The organism is Variovorax sp. P5_A3 (assembly GCF_056400665.1).
In genome coordinates this window covers 50,435-62,042 of the sequence record NZ_JBFUKW010000016.1, presented here as the reverse complement: position 1 = coordinate 62,042, position 11,608 = coordinate 50,435, and the positions used below count along the sequence as shown (strand labels likewise).

Here is an 11,608-nt window from a genome sequence, read left to right as displayed (position 1 = left end):
GAGCTTCCGGCGAAGGCGAAAAGGAAGGGTATTCAATGACGAGTACCCTGTACCCAAGTTCACAGCTCTCGCAATCGCGCGGCGGCTCAAGGGCCGTTCACAGGAAGTCTTCGTCATGTCTACCCCGCAATCGCTTGCCCGTTCCCAGATCGACTTCGTCAGCGGCGACTTCGATGCGCTGGCATCGCACATGCGACATTGCGCGTTGGCACAAGGGCGATGGTTTGCAGTACGGAGCCATTTGCAGCGGGTGCGTTCAGTCGCCGCTGGCCGCATCGTGACGATGGCCTGCGTGGCCGTGGTGCTCGCCATCGGCCTGTTCGCGGTCGCTTGAGCGCCGCGGCGGTCGTCGACCGGCTCGATGCGCTGAGCCAGTACGCCCGCAACCTCCTCCTGGGTCCGCACGAACCGGTCGAACCGCCGATCCGGGCCGAGCTGTTCGGCGCCCAACGCTTCGAGCAGCACGGCCACAGCCTGGCGCGCGCACAGGTCGTGCAGGGCGAGCGCTCTCGCGGCAACGCGACGCCCTTCTTTCCGCGCGTCGACAAGAACCTCGAATCGCTACGCAGCGCCTTCGACTACATCGCGCTGATCTCGCAAAGCGGCCGCTACGTCACGCCGGCCGCCGAGTGGCTGCTCGACAACTTCCACCTTGTCGAGGCGCAGCTCCAGCAGATCCGCGAAGGCGTCCCGCGCAGCTATTACGCACGCCTGCCCAAGCTCGCGGCGGCGCCGCTGGCCGGCCTGCCACGCGTCTACGGCATCGCCTGGGCCTATGTCGCACACACCGACAGCGTGTTGAACAAGGACCTCTTCACCGCCTTTCTCAACGCCTACCAGGACATCGACGAACTGACACTTGGCGAGCTGTGGGCCCTGCCCACCACGCTTCGCGTGGTGCTCCTGGAGAACCTGCGCCGCGTCGCGGAGAGCATTGCCGAAAGCAAGGTGGCCCGCGAGGTCGCGCATGCGGCGTGGGATTCGGCCTCGCGCCTTTCCATGCAGGACCTGGACGTGCTCTACCGCGCGCTGCAAAGCCGTGGCATGCAGGAAAGCTATCTCACCCAGCTTTGGCAACGCCTGCCCGTCGAGCATGGCGACGATGCGCCCGCGCTCGTCAAATGGACCGAGCATCATTGCCCGAACGGCCCCGCGCTGATCGCCGGCGCACAGTCCGCGCAAGCCGCCGCCAATTTGACGGTCGGCAACATCATCACCACGCTGCGGATGATCGGGCAGGTCGAATGGGCCGACCTGATCGAACCCGTCAGCCGGTCACTGCGCGTGCTGCGGGAGCTGCCCAGCTACGGCCGCGAAAGCGAACTCACGCGCCAGCAGATCACGCACGCGATGGAACAGGTCGCGCGCGCCCTGCGCAGGCCCGAGCGCGAAGTCGCGGAAGCGGTGGTGGGCCTGGCCCTGGAAGCCGCCGGCGACCTGCACGCGCAGGAGGACGAAGAGACGCGCTGGTCCCTGGCCGAGCGGACCGCTGGCTACTACCTCTTCGGCGAAGGCCGCCCGGCGTTGATCGCAGCGCTTGCGCACGCGGATGGCGCCGGGGCAGTCCCGTTTTCGCTGCGCCGGATTTCCCATCGCAGCTGGCGCCTGCCTCTCTACGCACTGACGGTGGTCATCGGCACGGCGCTGCTGCTGGCCGCATCGGTCCATGGGCTGAGCCGTTTCGGCTGGGCCGATGCAGCCTGGACCTCGGTGGTGGCGCTGGTGCTGCTGGCATGGCCGCTGTCCGAATCCGTGATCGCGCTGGTGCACCGCATCGTGGCCGAGTCGACCCGCGTGCGCGCGTTGCCTCGCCTGGATTTCCCGACCGGCATCCCCGAGGCCCATCGTGTGCTGGTGGTCATCCCGTCTATGTTGAGTTCGCCGGCGGCCAACGCCCAGCTCGCTCATCGCCTGGAGCTGCATTGGCTCGCGAATCGAGAGGACCACGCCCAGTTCGCGCTGCTGACCGACTGGGTGGATGCCCCGCAAGCCTCGATGCCGGACGACGCGGGCCTGCTCGACGATGCGATGCGGCGCATCGTGGCGCTCAACGAAACCTACCCCGCGCCGGCAGGTGCGCCGGCACGCTTCACGCTGCTGCATCGCCCGCGGACCTGGTCCGACACCGAGCAGCGCTGGATGGGTTGGGAGCGCAAGCGCGGCAAGCTCGAGATGCTGCTGCGCCTGCTGGCCGCCGGCGATGCGAGCGGCTTCGTGCCGACGGCAGCGGGATCGCAACTCGCCGCACGCATCCCCTATGTGATGACACTCGACAGCGATACGGGCCTGCCGCCCGGCACGCTGCGCGAGCTGGTCGCGGTGGCGGCGCATCCGTTGAACACACCGCAGATCGCGGAAGCCGAAGCGCGCGTGGTGGCAGGCTTCGGCATCCTCCAGCCGCGCATCGTCACGCCTTTTCCCGAGCGCGACGAACGCTCGCTCTTTCACTGGATGTTCGCGGGCCAGTGCGGGCTCGACCCCTACAGCAACAGCGCGTCCGACCTCTACCAGGATGTCTTCGGCACCGGCTCTTTCACGGGAAAAGGCCTGCTCAACGTGCACGCCGTCCATGCAACGCTGGACCGGCGCGTTCCCGAAGGGGCCGTGCTCAGCCATGACCTGCTCGAAGGCACAGTCGCGCGCTGCGCCGTGGTGAGCGACCTGGTCCTGATCGAGGACCATCCCCATCACGTAGGCGTCGCCGCCTCCCGCTGGCATCGATGGGCCCGAGGCGATTGGCAGCTGCTGCCGCTCATGTTGCGCGCGCGGCGCTTCGGCATCGATGCGCTGGGACTCTGGAAGATGAGCGACAACCTGCGCCGGGCGATGGTGGTGCCGGCGTCGACGGCGCTGTTGGGCTGGGTGGTATTCACGGATTCGTTTCCGTTGACCTGGGCGCTGGCTGCCGTGGCCTCCGCCCTCGTGCTCGGCCCCTTGCTGGGCGCACTCGCCGGGTTGGTGCCGACGCGGCGCTCGATCGAGCTGCCCCATTTCTTCGACGTGGGCGCGACCGAGCTGCTGCGTGCGATGGCAAGCGCCGCGTGGCAGTTCGTGCAACTGGCGGCGCAGACGCGGCTGCTGATCGACGCCTCCCTGCGCGTCGGATGGCGCCTGGTGGTGAGCCGTCGGCACCTGCTCGAATGGACGACCGCTGCGCAGGCGCAGGCGCAGGCACGCTACGAGCTGTCGGCGTTCGTGCGCGGAGCTGCGCTCACCAGCGGCATCTGCATCGCAATCGCCGCGGCGGCGCTGTGGAGTCCTCATCCATGGATGGGTCCTGTTCTCTTCGTGCTGTGGGCGCTCGCCCCGGTTGCCGCGTGGTGGTGCAGCCGAACCCCGGCCGAAACCGGAGGCGAGCTCAGCATCGAGCGGCGTACCTATCTCGAGCAGGTGGCGCGCGACACGTGGCACTTCTTCGAGCATGTCGTCGGGCCCGGGGACAACCACCTCCCGCCGGACAACCTCCAGCTCGAACCCGAGCTCACCATCGCGCACCGCACCTCGCCCACGAACATTGGCATGTACCTGCTCGCCTGCTGCTGTGCGCGCGAGTTCGGCTGGATCGAGACGAAGGCGCTGGCCGCGCGCCTCACCGCCACCCTCGACACCGTCGACCGGCTCGACAAGCACCAGGGCCATCTCTACAACTGGTACGACACGCAGTCGCTGCGGATGCTGCCGCCGGCGTATGTGTCCAGCGTCGACAGCGGCAATCTCGCGGGGCATCTGATGGCGGTGGCACAGGCCTGCCGAGCCTTCGTCGCGTCGAGCGCCGAAGCCGCTGAAATGGAAGTGCTCGCGCAGCGCTGCGAGACCCTGTGCGCCGGCATGGACTTCCGCGGCCTCTACGACACCAAGCGCCACCTCTTCCACATCGGCCTGCGCGTGGAAGAGAACATGCTCGATGCGAGCTACTACGATTTGCTGGCGTCCGAGTCGCGGCTGCTGAGCTTCCTCGCCATTGCCAAGGGCGACGTGCCGCGCCGGCACTGGATGGCGCTCGGCCGGCCTTTTCTCTCCGTGGGCGTCAAGCCCGGGCTCAAGTCCTGGTCGGGCTCGATGTTCGAGTACCTGATGCCGACGCTCGTCATGGCCGAGCCGGTCGGCGGCCTGCTGCAAGTGGCGAACCTGGCCGCGATCGGGGAACAGCAGAGCTTCGGCTCGGCGCAGAACCTGCCGTGGGGCGTTTCCGAATCCGCCTACTTCGCGCGGGACCACTCGCTCGCCTACCAGTACTCGCCCTTCGGCGTGCCGCGGCTCGCATTGCGCCGCACACCGCCGACCGATCGCGTGGTTGCGCCCTACGCGACCGCCATGGCGGCGCTGCTCAGGCCGGCCGATGCGGTCATCAACCTGCAGCTGCTCGAATCGCTCGGTGCGCGCGGCGAGTTCGGCTTCTTCGACGCCATCGATTTCACCGTCTCGCGCCAGCCGGAGGGCCAACCGTACACCGTCGTGCGCAATGTCATGGCGCATCACCACGGCATGACGCTCGTGGCCCTGTGCAACGCCGTTCGCGACGATGCGCCGTGCCGCTGGTTCGGCAGCGCGCCACTGGTCGAGGCGTACGCGTCGCTGCTTCACGAGCGCACGCCGCGGCAGATCATCGGCAGCGCCGATCCACGTACGCCGCCGGAACCGGCCACCGCCGAAGCGCCGCCGATCTTCCAGCCGCGCGTCGTCGATCCGATGGAGCCGGGCTTCCAGCCGACGCACCTGTTGTCGAACGGCCGCTACACGGTCGCGTTGCGCGCCAACGGTGCGGGCGTCAGCCGCTGGCGTTCCTTCAACGTGACACGTTGGCGCGACGATCCGCTGCGCGACAGCTACGGCACCTTCTTCTACGTGCGCGATGCCCACAGCCGCGCGCTCACCTCGCTCACCGCCCTGCCCGCGCCGGGCGAGCACTGGCGCTACAAGGCCCGCTTCCTGGCCGACCAGGTGCAGTTCGACGCGACCGGCCCCGGCTTGCAGGCGCGCACCACGGTGCTCATCAGCCCCGAGGACGACACCGAACTGCGCACCGTCTCGCTGCACAACACCGGCAGCGAGACACGCACGCTGGAACTCATCTCCTACTTCGAGCCGGTGCTGTCCAACCCCAAGGCCGACGAGGCGCATCCCGCCTTCGCGAACCTGTTCGTCGAGAGCCGCTGGGAGCCGGGCTGGCGTGCACTGCTGATGTCGCGCAAACCGCGCCTGCACGGGGACCCGGTGGTCGCGGCAGCGCACTTCGTCGCGTCGGTGGATGCGCAGGTACTGTCCGTCGACTGCATGACCGACCGGCGCGCCTTCATCGGACGCAACCGCACGCTGGCCACGCCAGCCCTCGAGCCGCAACCGCTCGGGGCCGATGGCACGCCGATCAACGGTCTCGACCCGATCGCCTGCCTGCGCGTGCGACTGTCGATCCCGCCGGGCGCCACCGCGCGCGTGACTTTCGCGACCTCGGCCGACGACGATGTGGAAGCCCTGATGCCCGGCATCGACCGCTACCTGCAGCCCATGCACGTCGAGCGCGCAGCGCGCATGGCCGCCACGCTGGCGCAGGTGCGGCTGCGCGACCTGAGCATCGACCCCGCCAAGAACCTCGCGTTGCAGGACCTCACCACCGTCCTGACCTACACGACGCCCCGCGCGATGCGCGACCGGGGACTGATCGACCTGCGCCAGATCTGGCGCTTCGGCATCTCGGGCGACAAGCCGATCGTGCTGGTCTACATCCATTCCATGGCCGGCAAGGGACTGGTCGACACGCTGCTGCGCGCCCAGCCCTGGTGGGGCTTCGGCGGCGTGGCCTGCGATCTCGTGGTGCTCAACAGCGAACCGCACTCGTACCTGATGCCGCTGCAGAGGGACATCGAGGCGTTGCGTGTCCGTGTCGCACAGCAGACGCAGAACAGCTTTCCGCGCAACGATGCCGCAGGCTTCTACCTGCTGCGCGACTCCGATGTCGCGCCATCGGAGAAGGCGGCGCTGTCGAGCCTGGCCCGGGTCGTATTCACCGCCGACGGGCGAGCGCTCGAATCGCAGGTGGCGTCGCTGCGCGAGACTGCCGCCGGGCCGACGAACGAAGACGCGGGGACTCGCGTCGCGCTCTCGACACTGCCGCCCACCGCCCACATCAACGATGCCCTGGTCGCGCCGCAAGGCGGCTTCGATGCGGGGAGCGGCGAGTTCCGCTTCGAAGTCGACGTGAACCGGCGCACCGTGCGGCCCTGGGTCAACGTGATCGCCAATGCCTCATTCGGCTTCCAGATCTCCGAATCGGGCACGGGCTACACCTGGGCAACCAACAGCCGGCTTCACCAGGTCACGCCGTGGTCGAATGATCCGGTCCAGGATCCGGCCTTCGAGCACTACCTGCTGCAGGATCTCGACACCCGCGAACTCTTCCCTCTCACGCCGGCCGGCCGCGGTGTCGCCGCCGCGCGGCACCGTGTGCGCCATGGTCAGGGCTACACGGTGTTCGAATGCCTGCATCGCAACGTGGTGCTGGAAACCACCTTCTTCGCCGATCGGGACGATCGGATGAAGCTGGTGCACGTGAGCATCCGCAACGAAGGCATCGGCGCTCGCCGCATGCGGGCCATGGCGATGGTCGAGTGGCAACTGGGGGCGGCCCGCGGCGAACGGCGGACCGTCCACACATGGAAGCCCGAGGACCTGCCGGCGGTGTTCGGTCAGCAGCGCGAGTCGAGTGCAGGCTTCGGCGGGAGCACCGGTTTCGTTCAACTCGCCGGCTTCAACGGCGCGACGCAGTGGACCTGCGATCGCAGCGAATTCTTTGCCGGCCGCGGCGCGATCGAGCTGCCCGAGGCCCTGGGCGGGCGCGGCGGCAGCGGCCTCGATGCCTGCGCCGCGATCGCCGGCGAGTTCAAGCTCGCGGCCGGCGAAGGCGCCACTTTCACTTTCATGCTGGGGCACGCGGACGCCCCCGAGGCCGCCATGCAACTGGCGCGACGCTGGCAGCAGCGCGACGTGGCCGAGGCGCTGGCACAGGCGCGCGGATTCTGGGACGAGTTGCTGGGTCGCCTGCAGGTCAGGACACCGGACCCGCTCTTCGATGCCATGGTCAACCGTTGGCTGATGTACCAGACGCTGGTGTGCCGGCTCTGGTCCAAGGCCGGGTTCTACCAGGCCGGCGGCGCCTTCGGCTTCCGCGACCAGTTGCAGGACGCGATGGCCTTCGCGATGACCGATCCGGCGCGCCTGCGCGAGCAGATCCTCGTCAACGCGGCGCGGCAGTTCCCCGAAGGCGATGTGCAGCACTGGTGGCACATGCCCGGTGGTGCCGGCGTGCGCACGCATTTCTCCGACGACCTGCTCTGGCTGCCGTATGCCGCGTCCCACTATGTCGACGTCACCGCGGACCGGTCCGTGCTCGACGAGATCGTGCCCTTCGTCGAAGGCCCGGAAATTCCGCCCGGCGCGGAGGATGCCTACTACGCGCCGCAGATCGGCACCCGGACCGCCACCCTCTACGAGCACAGCGCGCGCACCATCGACCGCAGTCTCGCGACCGGTGCGCATGGCCTCCCGTTGATGGGCACCGGCGACTGGAACGACGGCATGAACCGCGTCGGCAACGAAGGCCGCGGCGAATCCGTCTGGCTCGCGTGGTTCCTGTGCAGCGTGGTCGAGCGTTTCGCGCCCTTCGCCCAGGCCCGCGGCGAGAACGAGCGTGCGCAGCGCTGGCTCGCGGCCCGACAAGGCTGGATCAGTGCCCTCCACGCAGCCGGCTGGGACGGCGCGTGGTTCCGGCGCGCGTTCTTCGACAACGGCGCACCGCTGGGCTCGTCGATCAACGAGGAATGCCGCATCGACCTTATCGCGCAAGCCTGGTCCCTGCTCTCGGGCGCGTCGGACGACATACACACCACGCAGGCACTCGCCTCGATGAAGCAGCAGTTGCACGACAAGCCACACGGCTTGATGCGCCTGCTGCATCCACCGCTGGCGCGCTCCACCAACAACCCGGGCTATATCCAGGCCTACCCGCCCGGCGTGCGCGAGAACGGTGGCCAGTATTCGCACGCCGCCGTGTGGGCCATGATGGCGCAGGCGCTGCATGGCGACATCGAGGCGGCATGGCAGACCTTCGAGGGCTTGAGCCCCGCGCATCGCGCGCGCGACCCGGAGCGCGGCCCCCTGTACGAACTCGAACCCTACGTGATGGCCGGCGACGTCTACGGCGCAGCCCCCTACGCAGGCCGCGGCGGATGGAGCTGGTACACAGGCTCCGCGGCCTGGATGCACCGCGCAGCGGTCGAGACCCTGCTGGGCCTGACAGTGCGCGGCGACCAGCTCTCCCTCACCCCCCGCGTGCCGCAAGGCTGGCCCGGCTTCGAGATCGTGCTGCGCCTTGCAGGCCGCAAGTTCACGCTGCAGCACGGCAGCCCCCCAGAAGCATCAGCTGCGACACACTACATCGCCATCGGTGAATGGATCATCTGGCGCGTGCTACCGGAACAATCAGTCATCAAGGTCGGATGACAAGTCGGGAAATACCGCAGATCCGGCTCCGCCGGTCTGCCGGTATTGCCCCCGGCCGGGGGTAGGCGGCCACACGAAGTGGGCAAGCCTGGGGGCGAGCGCTACTCCCCGAGGAGTTCGCCGATAGGTTGCAGGTCCTCGACGTGATCGCAGATGGCCTTCGCCACCATCATGATCGGAATGCCCAGCAGCAGCCCCCAGATCCCCCAGAGCCATCCCCAGAAGATCACGCCGACGAACACCGCCACCGGATTCATCCGGCTCGTGCGGCTCGTGAGGACGGGCACCAGCAGATTGCCCACGAGCGTGTGGATCACCAGCGACGTGCCCCCGACCAGCAGCGCCAACTCGATGCCGTTGAACTGCAGGAACGCGACCAGCCCCGCCGCCGCCATCACGATGACGGAGCCGATGTAGGGGATGAGATTGGTCACCGCCGCCACGATGCCCCAGACCGCCGCGTTCTCCAGCCCGATGGCCCAGAACGCGAGCCCGGTCGCGACGCCCACCAGTGCACTGGTGAGGATCTGCACGATCAGATAGCGCTCGATGTGCTTCGTGATGTCGTCCAGCACATGCACGGTGATCTTTTTCTTCTGCAAGCTGGGCCCGGTGATCTTGACCAGCTTGCGGCGGAACGTATCGCCCGACCCGAGCGCGAAGAAAGTGAGGAAGCCCACCAGCGTGAGCTGCCCCACCGCAGCAATCAGGCCCACGGTACCGCTCCACAGGTAGTCGCGAACGTTGAAGGAGGGACGCTCGATGATCACGCGCGCCACGCCCTTGCGCGCCGCGACCTTGGCCGAGTTCTCCTCGGCGGCCTGTTCGAGTTGCGCGGCCGCCTTCTGCACCGTGTCGAGCGCGCTCGGGTCGGCGGGGCGGTTGTTGCCGCGCATCCCGATACGCAGCTTTTGCGCCGCGACAGGCAACGCATCGAGCAACTCGGAGGCGTTGCCGGAGAGCGAGTAGCCGGTCCACCCGAAAGCCCCGCCCAGGCCGAGCAGGATCACGGCCGCGCCGATCCAGCGCGAGATCTTCCAGCGTTCGAGCTGGTCGACCAGCGGCGCGAGCGCGTAGGTGAGCATCAGGCTCACCATCAGCGGGATGAACACCGCGGCCGCCCAACGCAGCGCGAAGACGCTCGCGAGCACCGCCAGCACCACCAGCGACACGCTGCGCACATCGACCGGCATGTGGAGCAGGACGCGACCGGACTCATCGGCCTCGGCCAGTACCTCCTCGACCAGGGACTTGTTTTCCTCGGTCACCGAGGATCCTTGAGCAGTTCGCGGACCGTGGACAACTGCCGGCGCGACACCACGATCGGTTCCGGAATGCCGTCGAGCCGCAAGGCCCAGCCTTCGGCGTCTTCGCCGTCGTCGTACTTCTCGAGCGCACGGATGGCCGCGCGCGCGACCAGCGCATTGCGGTGCACGCGCACGAATCGCGCGGGAAAGCGTTCCTCCAGTTCGGCCAGCGAGCCGTCGAAGATGTGGCTGCGCGACGCCGTGCGCACCGTGAGGTACTTGAACTCGGACTTCAGGTAAAGCACCTCGTGCACAGGCACGCGCTCGGTGCGGCCACGGTCCTGGATGACGAGGACATCCTGCGGCCCCTGCGCTGCGGCCGGCCGCCGGTCCTTGAGGTGGCGCTCGACCTTCTGCAGCGCCTGCTGCAGGCGTTCGGCCCGCACCGGCTTGGTCAGGTAATCGACCGCCTCCAGTTCGAAGGCCGTGACCGCATGCGCGGCGAAGGCCGTGACGAACACGACCGCCGGCGCGCCCGGCCGGCCGTGCAGCTTGCGCGCCAGCTCGACACCGTCGATGCCGGGCATATGGACGTCCAGGAGCACGAGGTCGAAGTGGGTGCTGGCGAGTTGGTTCAGCGCGCCTTCGCCGTGCGCCGCCTCGGCGACGACCTCGGCGGCGGGCGAACGGCAATCGGCCAGGAGCGACCGAAGGCGCGAACGCGCCAGCGCTTCGTCATCGACGATCAGGGTACGGAGTGGGGTCATGTGTCTGCGGGAATGGCGATGCGGACGCGATAGCTCTTCTGGTCCATGCCGGCGCTGAATTGCGCCTGCATGTCGTGCAACAGTCGGAGCCGGTCGCGGACGTTGTCCAGCGCTATGCCGTGTCCTCTCGGCAGGGGCTGGTCGGCCCAGCGCAAGGGCGGCAGGCTGTTGATCACCTCGATCAGCACCATGCTGCCGCGGCGTTCCGTGCGGATGCGCAGCTTGGCGCCCTCGGGGCTCGGCTCCACGCCGTGCTTGACGGCGTTCTCGACCAGCGGCTGCAGCAGCAGCGGAGGGAGACGGGCCGTGTTGGCGTCGGGGTCGATGTCCCAGCGGATCCGGAGGCGGTCGCCGAAACGGACCTGCTCGATGGCGAGATAGCGCTGGGCCAGCGCGATCTCGTCCGCGAGCGTGACCGACTCGCCCGGGTCCGCCAGCGCCTGCCGGAACAATTCACTCAGGTCTTCCAGCATGGCCTCGGCCTTGGCCGGTTCCTCGCGCACCAGTGCGATCGCGCTGTTGAGGGTGTTGAAGAGAAAGTGGGGTCGGATGCGCGACTGCAATTCCTCGAGTCGCGCAGTGGTCGCCGCCGGCGTTTGCCCGCGCGCGCGCAGGACCAGCGCCGCCATCATCAGGCCCGCGAACAACGCGCCGGCCAGGGCACTCCCCAGCCAGGGCGCACTGCCGACCACGCCCGTCAGGCGAAGCAATCCGCAACCGTACAGGCCGGACAGCGCGCCGAGCACGGCACCCACCGCGTACTGCGCCTGGAGGGGCAGTCGGCCAAGCAACTTCTTGAGCGCACATGCGACCAGCAGCCAGAGCAGGGTCGCAGGCAAGGCGCCGCCGGTGACCGTCGCGGTCAACAGCAGCCATTCCGAAAAGGTCGCCGCCAGGAACAGGGCGCTGACGGCCACAACCACTTCGACGAATAGCACAGCGCGCAGCACCACCCCGATCTGGCAGGCATCGAACAACACAACGCCACCCCGCGCGGGCGGCCGCGTCCGAGCCTGCGAGGACGCCGCAGGGGTCGTCGCGGACGACGAAGGGGTGGCCGATAAAATCGACGGGTTGCGCATCACAGAAACATTGGGT

Annotated in this window: 5 protein-coding genes; 2 read left to right on the top strand and 3 right to left on the bottom strand. The window is 68.4% G+C overall.

Going from position 1 to position 11,608, the window contains the following annotated elements:
• Positions 1-115: 115 nt before the first annotated feature.
• Positions 116-334 carry a hypothetical protein gene (locus tag AC1D3B_RS22940; protein ID WP_478192979.1) on the top strand — a complete coding sequence of 73 codons (219 nt, stop codon included), beginning with the start codon at positions 116-118 and terminating at the stop codon, positions 332-334.
• The gene (locus tag AC1D3B_RS22935) at positions 331-8,496 is read left to right on the top strand and encodes a glycoside hydrolase family 94 protein (protein WP_478192978.1); all 8,166 of its coding nucleotides are present in this window, start codon (positions 331-333) and stop codon (positions 8,494-8,496) included. Before AC1D3B_RS22940 ends, AC1D3B_RS22935 begins: the two co-directional genes overlap by 4 nt.
• Before the next feature lie 101 nt (positions 8,497-8,597).
• On the opposite strand, the gene AC1D3B_RS22930 is transcribed toward AC1D3B_RS22935, so the two are convergent.
• Genes AC1D3B_RS22930 through AC1D3B_RS22920 form a run of 3 tightly spaced genes read right to left on the bottom strand, consistent with a single transcriptional unit; the run spans position 8,598 to position 11,592 of the window.
• Complete coding sequence (locus AC1D3B_RS22930) at positions 8,598-9,764, bottom strand: AI-2E family transporter (RefSeq protein WP_478192977.1); 1,167 nt, start codon at positions 9,762-9,764, stop codon at positions 8,598-8,600.
• On the bottom strand, positions 9,761-10,510 hold the full coding sequence (locus AC1D3B_RS22925) for a LytR/AlgR family response regulator transcription factor (RefSeq protein ID WP_478192976.1): 750 nt from the start codon (positions 10,508-10,510) through the stop codon (positions 9,761-9,763). The genes AC1D3B_RS22930 and AC1D3B_RS22925 overlap by 4 nt, the downstream gene beginning before the upstream one ends.
• Positions 10,507-11,592 carry a sensor histidine kinase gene (locus AC1D3B_RS22920; RefSeq protein ID WP_478192975.1) on the bottom strand — a complete coding sequence of 362 codons (1,086 nt, stop codon included), beginning with the start codon at positions 11,590-11,592 and terminating at the stop codon, positions 10,507-10,509. The genes AC1D3B_RS22925 and AC1D3B_RS22920 overlap by 4 nt, the downstream gene beginning before the upstream one ends.
• Positions 11,593-11,608 lie beyond the last annotated feature (16 nt).